The 17962-nt window shown below is 54.6% G+C and carries 31 protein-coding genes; all 31 read left to right on the top strand.

Annotation, left to right across the window (positions count from 1 at the left end; translation table 11 throughout):
* Positions 1-209 precede the first annotated feature (209 nt).
* The 31 genes from rpsL (at position 210) to HV782_RS26085 (ending at position 17953) form a co-directional block, all read left to right on the top strand.
* The gene (rpsL, locus tag HV782_RS26235) at positions 210-581 is read left to right on the top strand and encodes a 30S ribosomal protein S12 (protein ID WP_003186084.1); all 372 of its coding nucleotides are present in this window, start codon (positions 210-212) and stop codon (positions 579-581) included.
* A gap of 107 nt (positions 582-688) precedes the next feature.
* Positions 689-1162 (top strand): 30S ribosomal protein S7, encoded by a 474-nt coding sequence (gene rpsG, locus HV782_RS26230; RefSeq protein ID WP_016772941.1) that lies wholly within the window; start codon positions 689-691, stop codon positions 1160-1162.
* Between the two features lie 30 nt (positions 1163-1192).
* A complete protein-coding gene (fusA, locus tag HV782_RS26225) occupies positions 1193-3298 on the top strand; it encodes an elongation factor G (RefSeq protein ID WP_064589462.1) in 2106 nt (701 codons plus the stop codon).
* A gap of 31 nt (positions 3299-3329) precedes the next feature.
* On the top strand, positions 3330-4523 hold the full coding sequence (gene tuf, locus HV782_RS26220) for an elongation factor Tu (RefSeq protein ID WP_024164425.1): 1194 nt from the start codon (positions 3330-3332) through the stop codon (positions 4521-4523).
* Between the two features lie 157 nt (positions 4524-4680).
* The gene (gene rpsJ / locus HV782_RS26215; RefSeq protein ID WP_003186070.1) at positions 4681-4992 is read left to right on the top strand and encodes a 30S ribosomal protein S10; all 312 of its coding nucleotides are present in this window, start codon (positions 4681-4683) and stop codon (positions 4990-4992) included.
* Between the two features lie 80 nt (positions 4993-5072).
* Complete coding sequence (gene rplC / locus HV782_RS26210; RefSeq protein ID WP_003228738.1) at positions 5073-5708, top strand: 50S ribosomal protein L3; 636 nt, start codon at positions 5073-5075, stop codon at positions 5706-5708.
* 12 nt (positions 5709-5720) lie between these two features.
* Positions 5721-6323 (top strand): 50S ribosomal protein L4, encoded by a 603-nt coding sequence (gene rplD, locus HV782_RS26205; protein WP_003228735.1) that lies wholly within the window; start codon positions 5721-5723, stop codon positions 6321-6323.
* A complete protein-coding gene (gene rplW / locus HV782_RS26200) occupies positions 6320-6619 on the top strand; it encodes a 50S ribosomal protein L23 (protein WP_002555488.1) in 300 nt (99 codons plus the stop codon). The genes rplD and rplW overlap by 4 nt, the downstream gene beginning before the upstream one ends.
* 14 nt (positions 6620-6633) lie before the next feature.
* Positions 6634-7458, top strand: a complete 825-nt coding sequence (gene rplB, locus HV782_RS26195) for a 50S ribosomal protein L2 (RefSeq protein WP_003228734.1) — start codon at positions 6634-6636, stop codon at positions 7456-7458.
* Positions 7459-7474: 16 nt separating this feature from the next.
* The gene (rpsS, locus tag HV782_RS26190; protein ID WP_011336172.1) at positions 7475-7750 is read left to right on the top strand and encodes a 30S ribosomal protein S19; all 276 of its coding nucleotides are present in this window, start codon (positions 7475-7477) and stop codon (positions 7748-7750) included.
* Positions 7751-7761: 11 nt separating this feature from the next.
* Entirely contained in the window at positions 7762-8094 is a 333-nt protein-coding gene (rplV, locus tag HV782_RS26185) for a 50S ribosomal protein L22 (protein ID WP_003103908.1), read from the top strand.
* 13 nt (positions 8095-8107) lie between these two features.
* The gene (rpsC, locus tag HV782_RS26180) at positions 8108-8794 is read left to right on the top strand and encodes a 30S ribosomal protein S3 (protein WP_003176422.1); all 687 of its coding nucleotides are present in this window, start codon (positions 8108-8110) and stop codon (positions 8792-8794) included.
* Positions 8795-8806: 12 nt separating this feature from the next.
* Positions 8807-9220, top strand: a complete 414-nt coding sequence (gene rplP / locus HV782_RS26175) for a 50S ribosomal protein L16 (RefSeq protein WP_003228729.1) — start codon at positions 8807-8809, stop codon at positions 9218-9220.
* Entirely contained in the window at positions 9220-9411 is a 192-nt protein-coding gene (rpmC, locus tag HV782_RS26170; protein ID WP_002555481.1) for a 50S ribosomal protein L29, read from the top strand. The genes rplP and rpmC overlap by 1 nt, the downstream gene beginning before the upstream one ends.
* 2 nt (positions 9412-9413) lie before the next feature.
* Complete coding sequence (gene rpsQ, locus HV782_RS26165; RefSeq protein WP_003194644.1) at positions 9414-9680, top strand: 30S ribosomal protein S17; 267 nt, start codon at positions 9414-9416, stop codon at positions 9678-9680.
* 23 nt (positions 9681-9703) lie between these two features.
* Positions 9704-10072 (top strand): 50S ribosomal protein L14, encoded by a 369-nt coding sequence (gene rplN, locus HV782_RS26160; RefSeq protein ID WP_002555479.1) that lies wholly within the window; start codon positions 9704-9706, stop codon positions 10070-10072.
* Positions 10073-10083: 11 nt separating this feature from the next.
* A complete protein-coding gene (gene rplX, locus HV782_RS26155; protein ID WP_003186046.1) occupies positions 10084-10398 on the top strand; it encodes a 50S ribosomal protein L24 in 315 nt (104 codons plus the stop codon).
* A 20-nt stretch (positions 10399-10418) separates the two neighbouring features.
* Positions 10419-10958: a 50S ribosomal protein L5 gene (gene rplE / locus HV782_RS26150; protein ID WP_003210069.1), complete on the top strand. Its 540-nt coding sequence runs from the start codon at positions 10419-10421 to the stop codon at positions 10956-10958.
* A 13-nt stretch (positions 10959-10971) separates the two neighbouring features.
* The gene (gene rpsN, locus HV782_RS26145; protein ID WP_003228726.1) at positions 10972-11277 is read left to right on the top strand and encodes a 30S ribosomal protein S14; all 306 of its coding nucleotides are present in this window, start codon (positions 10972-10974) and stop codon (positions 11275-11277) included.
* A 209-nt stretch (positions 11278-11486) separates the two neighbouring features.
* A complete protein-coding gene (rpsH, locus tag HV782_RS26140; RefSeq protein WP_007918458.1) occupies positions 11487-11879 on the top strand; it encodes a 30S ribosomal protein S8 in 393 nt (130 codons plus the stop codon).
* Positions 11880-11891: 12 nt separating this feature from the next.
* Complete coding sequence (gene rplF / locus HV782_RS26135) at positions 11892-12425, top strand: 50S ribosomal protein L6 (protein ID WP_003176412.1); 534 nt, start codon at positions 11892-11894, stop codon at positions 12423-12425.
* 10 nt (positions 12426-12435) lie between these two features.
* Positions 12436-12786 (top strand): 50S ribosomal protein L18, encoded by a 351-nt coding sequence (rplR, locus tag HV782_RS26130; RefSeq protein ID WP_003186037.1) that lies wholly within the window; start codon positions 12436-12438, stop codon positions 12784-12786.
* A gap of 3 nt (positions 12787-12789) precedes the next feature.
* The gene (gene rpsE / locus HV782_RS26125; protein WP_003186035.1) at positions 12790-13290 is read left to right on the top strand and encodes a 30S ribosomal protein S5; all 501 of its coding nucleotides are present in this window, start codon (positions 12790-12792) and stop codon (positions 13288-13290) included.
* A gap of 2 nt (positions 13291-13292) precedes the next feature.
* On the top strand, positions 13293-13469 hold the full coding sequence (rpmD, locus tag HV782_RS26120; RefSeq protein WP_003176408.1) for a 50S ribosomal protein L30: 177 nt from the start codon (positions 13293-13295) through the stop codon (positions 13467-13469).
* 3 nt (positions 13470-13472) lie between these two features.
* On the top strand, positions 13473-13910 hold the full coding sequence (gene rplO, locus HV782_RS26115; RefSeq protein WP_003228720.1) for a 50S ribosomal protein L15: 438 nt from the start codon (positions 13473-13475) through the stop codon (positions 13908-13910).
* Complete coding sequence (secY, locus tag HV782_RS26110) at positions 13911-15239, top strand: preprotein translocase subunit SecY (RefSeq protein WP_003228718.1); 1329 nt, start codon at positions 13911-13913, stop codon at positions 15237-15239.
* Between the two features lie 27 nt (positions 15240-15266).
* Positions 15267-15383: a 50S ribosomal protein L36 gene (gene rpmJ, locus HV782_RS26105; RefSeq protein ID WP_002555468.1), complete on the top strand. Its 117-nt coding sequence runs from the start codon at positions 15267-15269 to the stop codon at positions 15381-15383.
* A 130-nt stretch (positions 15384-15513) separates the two neighbouring features.
* Complete coding sequence (gene rpsM, locus HV782_RS26100; RefSeq protein WP_003186020.1) at positions 15514-15870, top strand: 30S ribosomal protein S13; 357 nt, start codon at positions 15514-15516, stop codon at positions 15868-15870.
* Positions 15871-15900: 30 nt separating this feature from the next.
* Entirely contained in the window at positions 15901-16290 is a 390-nt protein-coding gene (gene rpsK, locus HV782_RS26095; RefSeq protein ID WP_002555466.1) for a 30S ribosomal protein S11, read from the top strand.
* An 18-nt stretch (positions 16291-16308) separates the two neighbouring features.
* The gene (gene rpsD / locus HV782_RS26090) at positions 16309-16929 is read left to right on the top strand and encodes a 30S ribosomal protein S4 (protein ID WP_003176404.1); all 621 of its coding nucleotides are present in this window, start codon (positions 16309-16311) and stop codon (positions 16927-16929) included.
* 22 nt (positions 16930-16951) lie between these two features.
* A complete protein-coding gene (locus HV782_RS26085) occupies positions 16952-17953 on the top strand; it encodes a DNA-directed RNA polymerase subunit alpha (protein WP_003186012.1) in 1002 nt (333 codons plus the stop codon).
* The last annotated feature ends 9 nt before the right edge of the window (positions 17954-17962 follow it).

The raw sequence follows: 17962 nt of genomic DNA, 5'->3' as shown, positions 1-17962 counted from the left end.
CGATAAATGAGCTGAGGCCCTGATCGCTCCGTTCGTCGAATCGAGACAAATTGTCAAGGTTCGACGGGCGGGGAGGTCGGGGCCTTGCCTTGACTGGGGGCAAGATCCTCTTTAGACTCTTGATCCCCTAAATTTGGCGGGAATTCGTTCCTGCCATTTTGCTTTTCTTGCAAGACAATAGCGTCGCAAGACAACAGTGGAGCTAGTAGATGGCAACTATCAACCAGCTGGTACGTCAGCCGCGTAAGCGTATCGTCGAGAAATCCGACGTACCTGCGCTGCAGAACTGCCCGCAACGTCGTGGCGTGTGCACCCGTGTGTACACCACTACGCCGAAAAAACCTAACTCGGCACTGCGTAAAGTATGCCGTGTGCGTCTGACCAACGGTTTCGAGGTTTCCTCGTACATCGGTGGTGAAGGCCACAACCTGCAAGAGCACAGCGTGGTACTGATCCGCGGCGGTCGTGTAAAAGACTTGCCAGGTGTTCGTTACCACACCGTTCGCGGCTCCTTGGATACTTCCGGCGTTAAAGGCCGTAACCAGGGTCGTTCGAAGTACGGTACCAAGCGTCCGAAGTAATCGGTCGTTTTGCAGATTTTTATTTTATTGAGTCGATAAGAGTAAGGTCGGGCACGCATCCATCGGATCTGTCCCGAGCTAACCTGAAGACCGCTTGAGGGCTTATCATGCCAAGACGTCGCGTAGCAGCAAAGCGTGAGATTCTGGACGATCCGAAATACGGAAGCCAGATCCTCGCCAAATTCATGAACCACGTTATGGAAAGCGGCAAGAAAGCCGTTGCCGAGCGTATCGTTTATGGTGCCCTGGAAACCGTTGCGGCTCGTAAGGCCGGCACCGATCCCCTGGAACTCTTCGAAAAAGCACTCGACGCCATCGCTCCGCTGGTCGAAGTGAAGTCGCGCCGCGTTGGTGGTGCTACTTACCAGGTTCCGGTCGAGGTTCGTCCTTCCCGTCGTAACGCTCTGGCAATGCGCTGGTTGGTAGACTTCGCCCGTAAGCGCGGCGAGAAGTCTATGGCTCTGCGCTTGGCTGGCGAGCTGCTGGATGCTGCTGAAGGTAAAGGTGCTGCTGTTAAGAAGCGTGAAGACGTGCACCGTATGGCCGAAGCTAACAAAGCTTTCTCGCACTACCGCTTCTAATTTTAGCTTCACTAATTTTGCGAGGGCTTTATGGCTCGTACTACTCCGATTAGCCGCTACCGTAACATCGGTATCGTCGCTCACGTGGATGCTGGTAAAACCACCACCACCGAGCGCGTTCTGTTTTACACCGGCAAAAGTCACAAAATGGGCGAGGTGCATGACGGCGCCGCGACCACAGACTGGATGGTTCAGGAGCAGGAGCGTGGTATTACCATTACTTCTGCTGCTATTACCGCCTTCTGGAAAGGTTCCGAGAAGCAGTACCCGCACGAGCATCGCTTCAACGTAATCGATACCCCGGGCCACGTAGACTTCACTATTGAAGTAGAGCGTTCCCTGCGCGTACTCGACGGCGCTGTCGTTGTGTTCTGCGGTACTTCGGGTGTTGAGCCTCAGTCGGAAACCGTATGGCGTCAAGCCAACAAGTACGGCGTTCCACGTCTTGTTTACGTAAACAAGATGGACCGTGCTGGCGCTAACTTCCTGCGCGTGATCGGTCAGATCAAGCAGCGTCTGGGTCACACTCCGGTGCCAATCCAGTTGGCAATCGGCTCCGAAGACAACTTCCAGGGTCAGATCGATCTGATCAACATGCAAGCTGTCTACTGGAATGACTCCGACAAGGGTATGGTCCCTGTTCGCAAGGACATTCCTGCCGAGCTGCAAGAGCTGGCTGAAGAGTGGCGCAACAACATGGTTGAAGCTGCTGCCGAAGCCAACGAAGAGCTGATGAACAAGTACCTGGAAGGCGAAGAGCTGTCGATCGAAGAGATCAAAGCTGCTTTGCGTCAGCGTACTATCGCCGGCGAAATCGTTCTGGCTGTTTGCGGTTCTTCGTTCAAGAACAAGGGCGTTCCCCTGGTTCTCGACGCCGTTATCGACTTCCTGCCTGCTCCTACCGATATTCCTGCTATCAAGGGTTCCAACCCTGATAACGAGGAAGAGGAAATGGAGCGTCACGCAAGTGATGACGAGCCGTTTGCTGCTCTGGCGTTCAAAATCGCTACCGACCCATTCGTGGGTACCTTGACCTTCGTCCGTGTTTACTCGGGCGTGTTGAACTCCGGCGACGGCGTAATCAACTCGGTTAAAGGCAAGAAAGAGCGCGTGGGTCGTATGGTGCAAATGCACGCAAACGCCCGTGAAGAGATCAAGGAAGTACGCGCTGGCGACATCGCGGCCCTGATCGGCATGAAGGACGTCACCACTGGTGAAACCCTCTGCAACGCTGACAAGCCAATCATCCTGGTTCGCATGGACTTCCCGGAGCCGGTTATTTCGGTTGCCGTAGAGCCTAAGACCAAGGATGACCAGGAAAAAATGGGTATCGCTCTGGGCAAACTTGCTCAGGAAGACCCGTCTTTCCGCGTTAAGACTGATGAAGAGACTGGTCAAACGATCATCTCCGGCATGGGCGAGCTGCACCTGGACATCCTGGTTGACCGGATGCGCCGTGAGTTCAACGTCGAAGCCAACATCGGCAAGCCTCAGGTTTCGTATCGTGAGCGCATCACGAAGAACTGTGAAATCGAAGGCAAGTTCGTTCGTCAATCCGGCGGTCGTGGTCAGTTCGGTCACTGCTGGATCCGTTTTGCTCCTGCTGACGAAGGTCAGGAAGGTCTGCAATTCGTGAACGAAGTAGTAGGTGGTGTGGTTCCTAAGGAATACATCCCGGCTATCCAGAAGGGTATCGAAGAGCAGATGAAGAACGGCGTTGTTGCCGGCTATCCGCTGATCGGCCTGAAGGCTACCGTGTTCGATGGTTCTTACCACGACGTCGACTCCAACGAGATGGCGTTTAAGGTGGCTGCTTCCATGGCGACCAAGCAACTGGCCCAGAAGGGCGGTGGTGAGTTGCTTGAGCCGATCATGGCGGTAGAGGTTGTTACGCCTGAAGACTATATGGGTGATGTGATGGGCGACCTTAACCGTCGTCGCGGCATGATCCAGGGTATGGAAGACACAGTGTCCGGCAAGGTTATCCGTGCCGAGGTTCCGCTGGGTGAGATGTTCGGTTATGCGACCGACGTTCGTTCCATGTCTCAGGGTCGCGCAAGCTACTCTATGGAATTCAAAAAATACGATACGGCTCCGTCGCACATCGTCGAATCCGTAACCAAAAAACAAGGCTGATTCAGCCCCTTTAGGCTAGGAGTTAATTGTCGTGGCTAAAGAAAAATTTGATCGTTCCCTACCGCACGTCAACGTTGGCACCATCGGTCACGTTGACCACGGTAAAACCACTCTGACCGCTGCTCTGACTCGCGTCTGCTCCGAAGTTTTCGGTTCGGCCGTAGTTGAATTCGACAAGATCGACAGCGCTCCAGAAGAAAAAGCTCGCGGTATCACCATCAACACCGCGCACGTTGAGTACAACTCGCTGATCCGTCACTACGCTCACGTTGACTGCCCAGGTCACGCTGACTATGTGAAGAACATGATCACCGGTGCTGCTCAAATGGACGGCGCTATCCTGGTTTGCTCGGCCGCTGATGGTCCGATGCCACAAACCCGTGAGCACATCCTGCTGTCCCGTCAGGTAGGCGTTCCGTACATCGTGGTTTTCCTGAACAAGGCTGACCTGGTAGACGACGCTGAGCTGCTGGAACTGGTTGAGATGGAAGTTCGCGACCTGCTGTCCACCTACGACTTCCCGGGCGATGACACTCCAATCATCATCGGTTCGGCTCGTATGGCGCTGGAAGGCAAAGACGACAACGAGATGGGCACCACTGCCGTCAAGAAGCTGGTTGAAACTCTGGACAGCTACATCCCAGAACCAGTTCGTATGATCGACAAGCCATTCCTGATGCCAATCGAAGACGTATTCTCGATCTCGGGTCGCGGTACTGTTGTGACTGGTCGTATCGAGCGCGGTATCGTTCGCGTTCAAGATGCACTGGAAATCGTTGGTCTGCGTGACACCACCACCACCACCTGCACCGGTGTTGAGATGTTCCGCAAGCTGCTCGACGAAGGTCGTGCTGGCGAGAACTGCGGCGTTCTGCTGCGTGGTACCAAGCGTGACGACGTTGAGCGTGGTCAGGTTCTGGTTAAGCCAGGTTCGGTTAAGCCGCACACCAAGTTCACCGCAGAAGTTTACGTTCTGAGCAAGGAAGAAGGCGGTCGTCACACTCCGTTCTTCAAAGGCTACCGTCCACAGTTCTACTTCCGTACTACTGACGTGACTGGTAACTGCGAGCTGCCAGAAGGCGTTGAAATGGTAATGCCAGGTGACAACATTCAGATGACTGTTACCCTGATCAAAACCATCGCGATGGAAGACGGTCTGCGTTTCGCTATCCGTGAAGGCGGTCGTACCGTCGGCGCTGGCGTCGTAGCCAAAATCATCGAGTAATCTCTTTTATAGAGTCTGCTTGATGGATTGAAAAAGCCCCCGCTCAGCGGGGGCTTTTTTATTGGGTTGACACCTATCTGGGGCGTCTATAGAATTGCGCCTCCTTTTAACGGGCGTATTGCGCCCGGTGGGAATAGCAGCCGGAGTCTGAAATCCAATGCAAAATCAGCAAATCCGTATCAGGTTGAAGGCTTTCGACCATCGCCTGATCGACCAATCAACCCAGGAAATCGTGGAAACCGCGAAACGTACTGGTGCTCAAGTGCGTGGTCCAATTCCACTGCCTACCCGTAAAGAGCGGTTCACCGTTCTGGTTTCCCCGCACGTCAACAAAGACGCGCGTGACCAGTACGAAATCCGCACTCATAAGCGCGTTCTGGACATCGTCCAGCCAACGGATAAAACCGTTGATGCTCTTATGAAGCTTGATCTTGCGGCCGGTGTGGAAGTGCAGATCAGCCTCGGCTAAGACTCGGTCTTAGTCGTGTAACGCTCTGAAATGGGCGGCCATAGCGGGTGAAAGCCCCGTACACTCATGAGGTTTACAACATGACTATTGGTGTAGTCGGTCGTAAATGCGGTATGACCCGTATTTTCACCGAAGAAGGTGTCTCCATTCCGGTCACGGTCATTGAGATCGAGCCGAATCGCGTCACCCAGTTCAAAACTGAAGAGACCGATGGCTATCGTGCAGTGCAAGTCACTGTCGGCGAGCGTCGCGCTTCGCGTGTAACAGCAGCTCAGGCTGGTCACTTCGCTAAGGCGAACGTTGCCGCTGGTCGCACCACCATGGAATTCCGTCTTGAAGAAGGCGAGTACCAGGCTGGCGATCTGATCAACGCTGAAATCTTCGCCGCTGGTCAACTGGTTGATGTAACCGGTCAGTCCAAGGGTAAAGGCTTCCAGGGTACGATCAAGCGTTGGAATTTCCGCGGGCAAGATAACACCCACGGTAACTCCGTATCCCACCGCGTCCCAGGCTCTATCGGCCAGTGCCAGACTCCTGGTCGTGTATTCAAGGGCAAAAAAATGTCCGGTCATATGGGCGCTGAGCGCGTGACCGTGCAGTCCCTGGAAGTAGTGCGCGTGGACGCTGAACGCAATCTGTTGTTGGTCAAGGGCGCTGTTCCTGGCGCTACTGGCGGCAACCTGGTTGTACGTCCAGCAGCCAAGGCTCGCGGTTAAGGGGAAGCTGACATGCAATTAAATGTAAATGACGCTCAAGCGATCGAAGTTTCCGAACTGACATTTGGCGGCGAATTCAACGAGACGCTGGTTCACCAAGCAGTCGTGGCCTACATGGCCGGCGGCCGTCAAGGTAGCAAGCAGCAGAAGACCCGTTCCGACGTTCGTGGTGGCGGCAAGCGCCCATGGCGTCAGAAAGGTACTGGCCGTGCTCGTGCCGGTACTATCCGTAGCCCAATCTGGCGTGGCGGCGGTACCACTTTCGCAGCTCGTCCTCAGGATCACTCCCAGAAGCTGAACAAGAAGATGTATCGCGCAGCAATGCGTTCCATCCTTGCTGAGCTGGTGCGTACTGATCGTCTGGTCGTGGTTCAGGATTTCGCTGTTGAAACTCCGAAAACCAAAGATCTGCTGGGCAAGCTGAACAACATGAGCCTGACCGATGTTCTCATCGTGTCGGACGCTGTTGATCAGAACCTGTACCTGGCTGCTCGTAACCTGCCGCACGTAGATGTACGTGACGTTCAAGGTTCCGATCCAGTTAGTCTGATCGCATACGACAAGGTGTTGATCACCGTGTCGGCCGTGAAGAAATTCGAGGAGCTGCTGGGATGAACCAGGAACGCGTATTTAAAGTTCTGCTTGGCCCGCACGTTTCCGAGAAGGCTACGGTTCTGGCAGACAAGAAAGGCCAGTTCGTTTTCAAGGTTGCTACTGACGCAACCAAGCTGGAAATCAAGAAGGCCGTCGAAAGCCTGTTCAGCGTGAAAGTAGAGCGCGTCACTACCCTGAATGTTCTGGGTAAGAGCAAGCGCACTGCTCGCGGTCTGGGCAAGCGTAATGACTGGAAGAAGGCAGTTATCTCCCTTCAGCCAGGCCAAGATCTCGATTTCAGCAGCAGTGCTGAGTAAGGAAGGGGTGCATCATGGCAATCGTTAAATGCAAACCGACTTCCCCTGGCCGCCGTTTTGTGGTCAAGGTGGTCAACCAGGAGCTGCATAAAGGCGCTCCTCACGCACCGCTGCTCGAGAAAAAATCGAAGACTGGTGGTCGTAACAACAATGGCCGTATTACCACTCGTCACATCGGTGGTGGTCATAAGCAGCATTATCGTATGGTCGATTTCCGTCGCAACGACAAAGATGGCATCGTCGCCACTGTCGAGCGTATCGAATACGATCCAAACCGTACTGCTCACATCGCACTGCTCTGCTACGCAGACGGCGAGCGCCGCTACATCATCGCCCCTAAAGGCGTGAGTGCTGGCGACCAGCTGATCGCGGGCGCTCTGGCTCCAATCAAGCCAGGCAACGCTCTGCAACTGCGCAACATTCCAGTCGGTTCTACCGTACACGGCATCGAACTGAAGCCAGGTAAAGGTGCACAGATCGCTCGTTCCGCTGGTGCTTCGGCTCAGCTGATCGCTCGTGAAGGTGTCTACGTGACCCTGCGTCTGCGTTCCGGTGAAATGCGTAAAGTCCTGGCTGAATGCCGTGCGACCCTGGGCGAAGTCTCGAACTCCGAGCACAGCCTGCGTTCGCTGGGTAAAGCTGGTGCCAAACGCTGGCGTGGCGTTCGCCCAACCGTTCGTGGTGTTGCCATGAACCCGGTTGACCACCCACATGGTGGTGGTGAAGGTCGTACCTCTGGTGGTCGTCATCCGGTATCGCCATGGGGCTTCCCGACTAAGGGCGCGAAGACTCGTGGTAATAAGCGTACCGACAAAATGATCGTCCGTCGTCGCAAGTAAATAGAGGGATACGACAGTGCCACGTTCTCTGAAAAAAGGTCCTTTTATTGATCTTCACCTACTGAAGAAGATCGAAGTGGCGGCGGAAAAGAACGATCGCAAACCAATTAAAACCTGGTCGCGTCGTTCGATGATCCTGCCACAAATGGTCGGTCTGACCATCGCAGTACACAACGGTCGTCAGCACGTCCCAGTTCTCGTTAACGAAGACATGGTCGGCCACAAACTGGGCGAGTTCGCCGGTACCCGCAACTATCGCGGGCACGTGGCTGACAAGAAAGCCAAGCGTTAAGGGGTAAGGAAATGGAAGTAGCCGCTAAGTTGTCGGGCGCTCGAATCTCCGCCCAGAAAGCCCGCTTGGTCGCCGACCAGATCCGCGGGAAGAAGGTGGGCGAAGCGCTCAACCTGTTGGCTTTCAGCAGTAAGAAAGCCGCCGAGATCATGAAGAAAGTGCTGGAGTCGGCCGTAGCCAACGCCGAGCATAACGAAGGCGCAGACGTTGATGACCTGAAGGTCAGCACCGTTTTCGTCAACGAAGGGCGTTCGCTGAAGCGCATCATGCCACGTGCCAAAGGCCGTGCTGATCGCATCGTCAAGCGGTCTTGCCATATCACTGTCAAGGTTGCTGACAAGTAACGGAGTCGAAGAGATGGGTCAGAAAGTACATCCCATTGGCATTCGCCTGGGAATCGTCAAGGAGCACACCTCCGTCTGGTACGCAGACGGTCGGACTTATGCGGACTACTTGTTCGCAGATCTGAAAGTGCGTGAGTATCTCCAAGACAAACTAAAAAGCGCGTCCGTAAGCCGTATCGATATCCATCGTCCGGCTCAAACTGCACGCATCACCATCCACACCGCTCGTCCAGGTATCGTTATCGGGAAGAAAGGTGAAGATGTTGAGAAACTGCGTCAGGACCTGACCAAGCAAATGGGTGTGCCTGTGCACATCAATATCGAAGAGATCCGCAAGCCGGAGCTCGACGGTATGCTGGTTGCGCAGAGCGTAGCTCAGCAGCTGGAGCGTCGCGTAATGTTCCGTCGCGCTATGAAGCGCGCAGTACAGAACGCCATGCGCATTGGTGCCAAAGGCATCAAAATCCAAGTGAGCGGTCGTCTCGGCGGTGCTGAAATCGCACGTACTGAATGGTATCGCGAAGGTCGTGTGCCATTGCACACCCTGCGTGCCGACATCGACTATGCCAACTACGAAGCTCACACCACTTACGGTGTGATCGGTGTAAAGGTTTGGATCTTCAAAGGCGAAGTTATTGGTGGTCGCCAAGAAGAACTGAAACCACAAGCACCAGCGCCTCGTAAAAAAGCTGCTAAGTAAGGGGTACGCCAAATGTTGCAACCAAAGCGTACGAAGTTCCGCAAGCAGATGACCGGCCACAACCGTGGTCTGGCACTGCGCGGTAGCAAAGTCAGCTTCGGCGAGTTCGCGCTGAAGTCTGTTGCTCGTGGTCGTCTCACCGCTCGTCAGATCGAGTCAGCGCGTCGTGCTCTGACCCGTCACGTTAAACGTGGCGGCAAGATCTGGATCCGTGTATTCCCGGACAAGCCGATCTCCAAAAAACCTCTCGAGGTTCGTATGGGTAAAGGTAAGGGTAACGTGGAGTACTGGGTTGCCCAGATTCAGCCAGGCAAAGTCCTGTATGAAATCGAGGGTGTTTCTGAAGAGCTGGCGCGTGAGGCTTTCGCCCTGGCTGCTGCAAAGCTGCCGCTCGCCACCTCCTTTGTTAAACGGACGGTGATGTGATGAAAGCGAATGAACTTCGTGAAAAATCCGCACAGCAGCTGAACGAGCAACTGCTCGGCTTGCTGCGCGACCAGTTCAATCTGCGCATGCAGAAAGCAACTGGCCAGTTGGGGCAGTCTCATCTGCTCTCGCAAGTTAAGCGTGACATCGCTCGCGTGAAGACTGTGCTCAACCAGCAGGCAGGTAAGTGATCATGGCTGAAGCCGAAAAAACTGTCCGTACGCTGACTGGCCGTGTTGTCAGCGACAAGATGGACAAAACCATCACCGTTCTGATCGAGCGTCGCGTTAAGCACCCGATCTACGGTAAATACGTTAAGCGTTCGACTAAGCTGCACGCGCACGACGAAACCAATCAGTGCCACATCGGCGACAAAGTCACTATTCGTGAAACTCGTCCGATGGCCAAGACCAAGTCTTGGGCGCTGGTTGATGTTCTCGAACGCGCTGTGGAAGTCTAAGGGCTAGGGGTCGGAGAAATTATATGATTCAGACTCAATCCATGCTCGATGTGGCCGATAACAGCGGCGCTCGCCGTGTTATGTGCATCAAGGTGCTGGGTGGCTCCCATCGTCGTTACGCTGGTATCGGTGACATCATCAAAGTTACCGTGAAGGAAGCAATTCCTCGCGGTAAAGTGAAAAAAGGCCAAGTGATGACTGCTGTTGTAGTCCGCACTCGTCACGGCGTACGTCGTGCTGATGGCTCCATTATCCGCTTTGATGGCAACGCTGCTGTTCTTCTGAACAACAAGCAAGAGCCGATCGGCACCCGTATCTTTGGGCCAGTGACCCGTGAACTTCGTACTGAGAAGTTCATGAAGATCGTCTCGCTCGCCCCAGAAGTGCTGTAAGGAGATCCGACATGCAAAAGATTCGTCGTGACGACGAGATCATCGTGATCGCCGGCAAAGACAAAGGTAAGCGCGGTAAGGTGCTGAAGGTTCTTGCTGACAACCGTCTGGTTGTTGGCGGTCTGAACCTGGTCAAGCGTCATACCAAGCCTAACCCGATGTCGGGCGTACAGGGCGGTATCGTCGAGAAAGAAGCGCCACTGCACGCTTCCAACGTCGCCATCTTCAACGGCGAAACCAACAAGGCTGACCGCGTTGGTTTCAAAGTAGAAGACGGTAAGAAAATTCGTGTCTTCAAGTCGACCCAAAAAGCGGTTGATGCTTGAACACTGCTAGGTAGAAGACCATGGCACGACTAAAAGAGATTTACCGGAAGGAAATCGCTCCGAAACTTAAGGAAGAACTTAAGCTTTCGAACGTGATGGAAGTTCCGCGCGTTACCAAAATCACCCTGAACATGGGTCTGGGCGAAGCGATCGGCGACAAAAAAGTCATCGAGCACGCTGTTGCTGACCTGGAAAAGATCACCGGCCAGAAAGTCGTTGTGACCTACGCTCGTAAATCCATCGCTGGCTTTAAAGTCCGCGAAGGATGGCCGATCGGTGTCAAAGTGACCCTGCGCCGTGAGCGTATGTACGAGTTCCTGGATCGTCTGCTGTCGATCTCCCTGCCTCGGGTTCGCGACTTCCGCGGCCTGAATGCCAAGTCCTTCGATGGTCGTGGTAACTACAGCATGGGCGTGAAAGAGCAGATCATTTTCCCGGAAATCGACTACGACAAGATCGATGCTCTCCGCGGTCTGGACATTACCCTGACCACCACTGCCAAGAACGATGATGAAGGCCGCGCTCTGCTGCGTGCTTTCAAATTCCCGTTCCGCAACTGATTGGAGTAGGAAAATGGCCAAGAAGAGCATGAAAAACCGTGAGCTGAAGCGTCAGCTCACCGTTGCCAAGTACGCCACCAAGCGTGCAGCGCTGAAAGCTATCATCGTCGATCTGAACGCAAGTCCAGAAGCGCGTTGGGAAGCTACCGTAGCTCTGCAGAAGCAACCACGTGACGCAAGCGCTTCGCGCATGCGTAACCGTTGCCGCCTGACTGGTCGTCCGCACGGCGTTTACCGCAAGTTCGGCCTTGGCCGTAACAAACTGCGTGAAGCTGCAATGCGTGGTGACGTTCCAGGTCTGGTTAAAGCCAGCTGGTAATCGTTGTCAAAGCCTTGATGGTCGGGTTTGCAAGAACCTGACCATCGGTGGCCTTGAATCTGAATCAAGCCCCTTTTGGGGCTTGATTCATTTCTGGGGTGTGTCTAGAATGACCGGCTCGCCTGAGCCCGTGTTTTTCATGCCCGGAAGTTCTCGGCGACAAGTAGTAGCCGCAAGGCTAATTTTTCTGTATTAGGAGCGTCTAGCCCATGAGTATGCAGGACCCGTTAGCGGACATGCTAACTCGAATCCGTAATGCCCAGATGGCTGAAAAGTCTGTCGTAAGCATGCCGTCTTCCACGCTGAAGGTGGCTGTAGCAAAAGTCCTGAAGGACGAAGGTTACATCGCGGATTTTCAGATCACCACCGACGCTAAGCCGTCGTTGTCCATCGAGCTGAAGTACTTCGAAGGCCGTCCGGTTATCGAAGAAGTGAAGCGCGTTAGTCGTCCAGGCCTGCGTCAGTACAAGTCCGTTGAAGATCTGCCGAAAGTTCGTGGCGGTCTTGGCGTGTCTATCGTCTCCACCAACAAAGGTGTGATGACGGATCGTGCTGCGCGCGCTGCCGGTGTCGGCGGCGAAGTTCTTTGCACTGTGTTCTAAGGGGGGATAAGCATGTCTCGCGTCGCTAAGAACCCCGTTAAGCTGCCAGCCGGTGTCGAAGTAAAATTCGCAGGCCAACAGCTTTCGGTGAAGGGTGCCAAGGGTACTCTTGAACTGAACATCCATTCGTCCGTTGAGATCGTTGAAGAAGCTGGTGAGCTGCGTTTCGCTGCTCGCAATGGCGATCAACAAACTCGCGCAATGGCCGGTACCACGCGTGCGTTGGTAAACAACATGGTCCAAGGCGTAAGCCAAGGCTTCGAGCGCAAGCTCCAGCTGGTCGGTGTTGGTTACAAGGCGCAAGCAAAAGGCACGGTTCTGAACCTGGCCCTTGGCTTCTCGCACCCAGTGGATTACGAACTGCCGGAAGGCATCACCGCTGAGACTCCTAGCCAGACCGATATCCTGATCAAGGGCATCGACAAGCAGCTGGTAGGTCAAGTGGCCGCTGAGATCCGCGACTTCCGTCCACCAGAGCCGTACAAAGGCAAAGGTGTGCGCTACGCGGACGAAGTCGTCCGTCGTAAAGAAGCCAAGAAGAAGTAGGGCATAGCAAATGACCGACAAAAAAGTTACTCGACTGCGTCGCGCTCGCAAAGCACGCCTGAAAATGCACGAACTCGAAGTCGTGCGTCTCTGCGTGTTCCGCTCGTCGCAGCACATCTACGCCCAGGTCATCTCGGCCGACGGCAACAAAGTCCTGGCAAGCGCCTCGACTTTGGATAAAGAACTGCGTGATGGCGCCACTGGCAACATCGACGCGGCCACAAAGGTTGGCCAGCTGGTCGCTACGCGTGCTAAGGCCGCTGGCGTCTCGCAAGTGGCTTTCGACCGCTCTGGCTTCAAGTACCACGGCCGCGTTAAAGCGCTGGCTGATGCTGCTCGTGAAGCTGGGCTGGAGTTCTAAGTTATGTCAAATAACGACCAAAAGCGCGACGAAGGCTACATTGAGAAGCTGGTTCAAGTTAACCGCGTAGCCAAAACCGTTAAAGGCGGCCGTATCTTCACTTTCACCGCGTTGACCGTGGTAGGTGATGGTAAAGGGCGTGTTGGCTTCGGCCGTGGCAAGTCGCGTGAAGTGCCTGCTGCGATCCAGAAGGCAATGGAAGCTGCTCGCCGCAACATGATCCAAGTTGATCTGAACGGCACCACTCTGCAGTACGCAATGAAGTCCGCTCACGGCGCTTCGAAGGTGTACATGCAGCCTGCTTCTGAAGGTACCGGTATCATCGCTGGCGGCGCTATGCGTGCTGTCCTCGAAGTTGCTGGCGTTCAGAACGTTCTGGCCAAGTGCTACGGCTCGACTAACCCGGTAAACGTGGTTCACGCCACTTTCAAAGGTTTGAAAGCTATGCAGTCTCCTGAATCCATTGCCGCCAAGCGTGGCAAAAGCGTCAAGGAGATCTTCTGATCATGGCTACCGTTAAAGTAACGCTGATCAAAAGCATGACCGGCCGCATCCCTAACCACAAACTGTGCGTTAAGGGTCTGGGTCTGCGTCGCATCGGTCACACTGTAGAAGTCCAGGATACTCCCGAGAATCGCGGGATGATCAACAAGGCTTACTACATGCTGCGTGTCGAGGGTTAATCGATGAAACTCAATGATCTGAGTCCAGCGCCGGGTTCCCGTCGCGAAAAGCATCGTCCGGGCCGTGGTATCGGTAGCGGTTTGGGTAAGACTGGTGGCCGTGGTCACAAAGGTCAGACCTCCCGCTCCGGTGGCACCATTGCTCCAGGCTTTGAAGGCGGTCAACAGCCGCTGCATCGTCGCCTGCCGAAGTTCGGTTTCGTTTCCCTGAAAGCCATGGACCGCGCAGAAGTGCGTCTGTCCGAGCTGGCTAAAGTGGAAGGCGACATCGTCACCGTGCAGTCCCTGAAAGATGCCAACGTGATCAACGTCAACGTACAGCGTGTGAAAATCATGCTGTCCGGTGAAGTGACTCGCGCTGTCACTATCGGCAAGGGAATCGGCGCCACCAAAGGTGCGCGTGCGGCTATCGAAGCAGCTGGCGGCAAGTTCGAGGAATAAATGGCTAAGCAAGGTGCTCTCTCTGCGCTCGGCAAAGGCGGTATGTCTGAACTCTGGGCTCGTCTGCGTTTTCTGTTCCTGGCGATTATCGTCTACCGAATAGGCGCACACATCCCGGTTCCAGGTATCAACCCGGACCGACTCGCAGACCTGTTTCGACAGAATGAGGGGACCATTCTTAGCTTGTTCAACATGTTCTCCGGCGGTGCGCTGGAACGGATGAGCATCTTTGCACTGGGGATCATGCCGTACATTTCGGCATCGATCATCATGCAACTGATGACAGCCGTCAGCCCGCAGCTGGAGCAGTTGAAGAAGGAAGGTGAAGCTGGCCGTCGCAAGATCAGCCAGTACACCCGCTACGGCACCGTCGTCCTTGCTCTGGTTCAGGCTATTGGCATGTCCATTGGTCTGGCCGGGCAGGGCGTTGCGTTCACTGGTGACTTTGGCTTCCATTTCGTCGCGGTATCCACGTTTGTGGCTGGTGCGATGTTCATGATGTGGCTGGGTGAGCAGATTACTGAGCGTGGTGTAGGTAACGGTATCTCGATGTTGATTTTTTCGGGTATCGTCGCCGGTCTTCCGAGAGCAATCGGGCAGTCTTTCGAGTCTGCACGTCAGGGTGATATCAATATCTTCGCCTTGGTTGCCATCGGTTTGCTGGCAGTAGCGATTATCGGTTTCGTGGTGTTCATTGAGCGTGGTCAGCGTCGTATTGCTGTTCACTACGCCAAGCGTCAGCAGGGCCGTAAGGTTTTTGCTGCGCAGACTAGCCACTTGCCGCTGAAAGTGAACATGGCCGGTGTTATTCCGGCTATTTTCGCGAGCAGCATTTTGCTGTTTCCGGCTTCGTTGGGTGCCTGGTTCGGTCAGTCTGAAGGTATGGGCTGGTTGCAGGACATCTCGCAGTCGATCGCTCCTGGTCAGCCGTTGAATATTCTGCTGTTTAGTGCAGGGATTATTTTCTTCTGCTTCTTCTATACGGCGTTGATGTTCAATCCGAAAGACGTAGCGGAAAACCTGAAGAAGTCCGGTGCCTTTATTCCGGGCATCCGTCCAGGTGAGCAGTCTGCGCGCTACATTGATGGCGTTCTGACTCGCTTGACCATGTTCGGTGCTCTATACATGACGGCCGTGTGCCTGTTGCCCCAGTTCCTGGTGGTTGCAGCAAACGTTCCGTTCTACCTTGGCGGGACCTCGTTGCTGATCGTGGTCGTGGTTGTGATGGACTTCATGTCCCAAGTACAATCGCACCTCGTTTCGCACCAGTACGAATCCCTGATGAAGAAAGCCAACCTGAAGGGTTACGGCAGCGGCATGTTGCGCTGAGTACCCATAAGGTTCGAGGAGTTGGTGATGAAAGTTCGTGCATCGGTGAAAAAGCTGTGCCGTAACTGCAAGATTATTCGCCGCGAAGGTGTTGTTCGAGTAATTTGCAGCGCGGAACCGCGTCACAAACAGCGCCAAGGCTGAGTGTGATTGTGCTTCAAGCCCGGTAGCTAGTGCGCTACCGGGTTGATTATTTGTTATTACAGCGATATTATCTCGCGCCCTATTTCTTGGCTTCCGGGGCGTAGGTAGCTGTCAATTGGAGTCCCACTGAATGGCCCGTATTGCAGGCGTTAACATTCCAGATAACAAGCATACTGTTATCTCGCTGACCTACATCTATGGTGTTGGTCGCACTACTGCGCAGAAGATCTGTGCAGTGACTGGGGTAAACCCAGCAGCAAAGATCAAAGATCTGAGCGACGAGCAAATTGAACAGCTGCGTGGCGAAGTGGCGAAGTTCACCACTGAAGGTGACCTGCGTCGCGAAATCAACATGAAAATCAAGCGCTTGATGGACCTCGGTTGCTATCGCGGTCTGCGTCATCGTCGTGGTCTTCCAGTACGCGGTCAGCGTACCAAGACCAACGCGCGTACCCGTAAAGGTCCGCGTAAGCCGATCCGCAAGTAATCGCCCCAGCGAATCGACAGGAATTTAATCATGGCAAAACCTGCTGCTCGTCCTCGTAAAAAAGTTAAAAAGACAGTGGTTGATGGCATCGCCCACATCCATGCATCTTTTAACAACACCATCGTGACCATTACCGACCGTCAAGGTAACGCTCTTTCCTGGGCTACCTCCGGTGGTTCGGGTTTCCGCGGTTCCCGCAAGTCCACCCCGTTCGCTGCTCAAGTAGCTGCTGAGCGTGCTGGTCAAGCTGCGCTGGAATATGGCCTGAAAAACCTCGACGTTAACGTCAAGGGTCCAGGTCCAGGTCGTGAATCCGCAGTCCGCGCTTTGAACGGCTGTGGCTACAAGATCGCCAGCATCACCGACGTGACGCCAATCCCGCACAACGGGTGCCGTCCGCCGAAGAAGCGCCGCGTGTAATCCAGGAGATTGTAAAGAATGGCTCGTTACATTGGTCCAAAATGCAAACTCGCTCGTCGCGAAGGCACCGATCTCTTCCTGAAGAGCGGCGTGCGCGCGATCGAATCGAAGTGCAACATTGAAGCAGCACCTGGTATCCACGGCCAACGCCGCGGTCGCCAGTCCGATTACGGCACCCAACTGCGTGAAAAGCAGAAGGTCCGTCGTATCTACGGCGTTCTCGAGCGTCAGTTCAGCGGCTACTACAAAGAAGCTGCTGGCAAGAAAGGTGCAACCGGTGAAAACCTGCTGCAACTGCTCGAATGCCGTCTGGACAACGTCGTATACCGTATGGGCTTTGGTTCGACTCGTGCCGAATCCCGCCAGCTGGTATCGCACAAGTCGATCAGCGTTAACGGTCAGACCGTAAACGTTCCGTCGTATCAGGTTCGTGCTGGTGACGTGGTTGCAGTTCGCGAGAAAGCAAAAAACCAACTTCGCATTGTCCAAGCTCTCGATCTGTGTGCCCAACGTGGCCGCGTAGAATGGGTAGAAGTAGACACTGAGAAGAAGTCGGGCGTTTTCAAGAACGTTCCTGCTCGCAGTGATCTGTCCGCCGACATCAACGAAAGCCTGATTGTCGAGCTCTACTCCAAGTAAGGGCTAGAAAATAGGTGCATCCATGCAGATTTCGGTAAATGAGTTCCTGACACCCCGCCACATTGATGTGCAGGTTGTCAGTCCAACCCGCGCCAAGATCACTCTCGAGCCTCTCGAGCGTGGTTTTGGCCACACCCTGGGCAACGCGCTGCGCCGCATCCTGTTGTCCTCAATGCCCGGCTGCGCAGTAGTCGAGGCCGAGATTGACGGTGTGCTCCACGAGTACAGCGCCATCGAAGGTGTACAGGAAGACGTAATTGAAATCCTGTTGAACCTTAAAGGTCTGGCCATCAAGCTGCACGGTCGTGACGAAGTTACGCTGACCTTGTCGAAGAAGGGTTCGGGGGTGGTTACCGCTGCCGATATTCAGCTGGATCATGATGTCGAGATCGTTAATCCCGATCACGTAATCGCTAACCTGGCGTCTAACGGCGCCCTGAACATGAAGCTCACCGTAGCTCGTGGTCGTGGTTATGAACCAGCCGACTCGCGTCAGAGCGATGAAGACGAAAGCCGCAGCATCGGTCGCTTGCAGCTCGACTCTTCGTTCAGCCCGGTTCGCCGTATCGCATACGTGGTGGAAAACGCCCGTGTCGAGCAGCGTACCAACCTGGACAAGCTGGTTATTGATCTGGAAACCAACGGTACTCTGGATCCTGAAGAGGCTATCCGCCGCGCTGCAACCATCCTGCAACAGCAGTTGGCTGCGTTCGTCGACCTCAAAGGTGACAGTGAGCCAGTGGTTGTCGAGCAGGAAGACGAGATCGATCCGATCCTGCTTCGCCCGGTTGACGATCTGGAACTGACTGTACGTTCGGCTAACTGCCTTAAGGCGGAAAACATCTACTACATCGGCGACCTGATTCAGCGTACCGAAGTAGAGCTGTTGAAGACTCCGAACCTGGGCAAGAAATCCTTGACTGAAATCAAGGACGTTCTGGCCTCCCGCGGTCTGTCCCTCGGCATGCGCCTCGACAACTGGCCGCCTGCAAGTCTTAAGAAGGACGACAAGGCGACTGCCTGATCGTCGTAA

Origin of the sequence: Pseudomonas monsensis (assembly GCF_014268495.2) — a bacterium.
In the GTDB taxonomy this organism is placed as follows: Bacteria; Pseudomonadota; Gammaproteobacteria; order Pseudomonadales; family Pseudomonadaceae; genus Aquipseudomonas; species Aquipseudomonas monsensis.
Note: the sequence above shows the minus strand (reverse complement) of the source record. Positions and strands in the feature narration are given on the sequence as shown.

Excerpts from the sequence above, each read along its gene's own strand:
- rplW (WP_002555488.1), top strand. The coding sequence starts at position 6,320 with ATGAACCAGGAACGCGTATTTAAAGTTCTGCTTGGCCCGCACGTTTCC.
- rplF (WP_003176412.1), top strand. The coding sequence starts at position 11,892 with ATGTCTCGCGTCGCTAAGAACCCCGTTAAGCTGCCAGCCGGTGTCGAA.
- rpsQ (WP_003194644.1), top strand. The coding sequence starts at position 9,414 with ATGGCTGAAGCCGAAAAAACTGTCCGTACGCTGACTGGCCGTGTTGTC.
- rplO (WP_003228720.1), top strand. The coding sequence starts at position 13,473 with ATGAAACTCAATGATCTGAGTCCAGCGCCGGGTTCCCGTCGCGAAAAG.
- rpsH (WP_007918458.1), top strand. The coding sequence starts at position 11,487 with ATGAGTATGCAGGACCCGTTAGCGGACATGCTAACTCGAATCCGTAAT.
- rplN (WP_002555479.1), top strand. The coding sequence starts at position 9,704 with ATGATTCAGACTCAATCCATGCTCGATGTGGCCGATAACAGCGGCGCT.
- rpsN (WP_003228726.1), top strand. The coding sequence starts at position 10,972 with ATGGCCAAGAAGAGCATGAAAAACCGTGAGCTGAAGCGTCAGCTCACC.
- rplV (WP_003103908.1), top strand. The coding sequence starts at position 7,762 with ATGGAAGTAGCCGCTAAGTTGTCGGGCGCTCGAATCTCCGCCCAGAAA.
- rplX (WP_003186046.1), top strand. The coding sequence starts at position 10,084 with ATGCAAAAGATTCGTCGTGACGACGAGATCATCGTGATCGCCGGCAAA.
- rplD (WP_003228735.1), top strand. The coding sequence starts at position 5,721 with ATGCAATTAAATGTAAATGACGCTCAAGCGATCGAAGTTTCCGAACTG.
- rplP (WP_003228729.1), top strand. The coding sequence starts at position 8,807 with ATGTTGCAACCAAAGCGTACGAAGTTCCGCAAGCAGATGACCGGCCAC.
- rplE (WP_003210069.1), top strand. The coding sequence starts at position 10,419 with ATGGCACGACTAAAAGAGATTTACCGGAAGGAAATCGCTCCGAAACTT.
- rpsE (WP_003186035.1), top strand. The coding sequence starts at position 12,790 with ATGTCAAATAACGACCAAAAGCGCGACGAAGGCTACATTGAGAAGCTG.
- rpsC (WP_003176422.1), top strand. The coding sequence starts at position 8,108 with ATGGGTCAGAAAGTACATCCCATTGGCATTCGCCTGGGAATCGTCAAG.
- rpsG (WP_016772941.1), top strand. The coding sequence starts at position 689 with ATGCCAAGACGTCGCGTAGCAGCAAAGCGTGAGATTCTGGACGATCCG.
- rpsD (WP_003176404.1), top strand. The coding sequence starts at position 16,309 with ATGGCTCGTTACATTGGTCCAAAATGCAAACTCGCTCGTCGCGAAGGC.
- rpsM (WP_003186020.1), top strand. The coding sequence starts at position 15,514 with ATGGCCCGTATTGCAGGCGTTAACATTCCAGATAACAAGCATACTGTT.
- rpsK (WP_002555466.1), top strand. The coding sequence starts at position 15,901 with ATGGCAAAACCTGCTGCTCGTCCTCGTAAAAAAGTTAAAAAGACAGTG.
- rplB (WP_003228734.1), top strand. The coding sequence starts at position 6,634 with ATGGCAATCGTTAAATGCAAACCGACTTCCCCTGGCCGCCGTTTTGTG.
- rplC (WP_003228738.1), top strand. The coding sequence starts at position 5,073 with ATGACTATTGGTGTAGTCGGTCGTAAATGCGGTATGACCCGTATTTTC.
- secY (WP_003228718.1), top strand. The coding sequence starts at position 13,911 with ATGGCTAAGCAAGGTGCTCTCTCTGCGCTCGGCAAAGGCGGTATGTCT.
- rpsL (WP_003186084.1), top strand. The coding sequence starts at position 210 with ATGGCAACTATCAACCAGCTGGTACGTCAGCCGCGTAAGCGTATCGTC.
- rpmC (WP_002555481.1), top strand. The coding sequence starts at position 9,220 with ATGAAAGCGAATGAACTTCGTGAAAAATCCGCACAGCAGCTGAACGAG.
- HV782_RS26085 (WP_003186012.1), top strand. The coding sequence starts at position 16,952 with ATGCAGATTTCGGTAAATGAGTTCCTGACACCCCGCCACATTGATGTG.
- rpmD (WP_003176408.1), top strand. The coding sequence starts at position 13,293 with ATGGCTACCGTTAAAGTAACGCTGATCAAAAGCATGACCGGCCGCATC.
- rpmJ (WP_002555468.1), top strand. The coding sequence starts at position 15,267 with ATGAAAGTTCGTGCATCGGTGAAAAAGCTGTGCCGTAACTGCAAGATT.
- rplR (WP_003186037.1), top strand. The coding sequence starts at position 12,436 with ATGACCGACAAAAAAGTTACTCGACTGCGTCGCGCTCGCAAAGCACGC.
- fusA (WP_064589462.1), top strand. The coding sequence starts at position 1,193 with ATGGCTCGTACTACTCCGATTAGCCGCTACCGTAACATCGGTATCGTC.
- rpsJ (WP_003186070.1), top strand. The coding sequence starts at position 4,681 with ATGCAAAATCAGCAAATCCGTATCAGGTTGAAGGCTTTCGACCATCGC.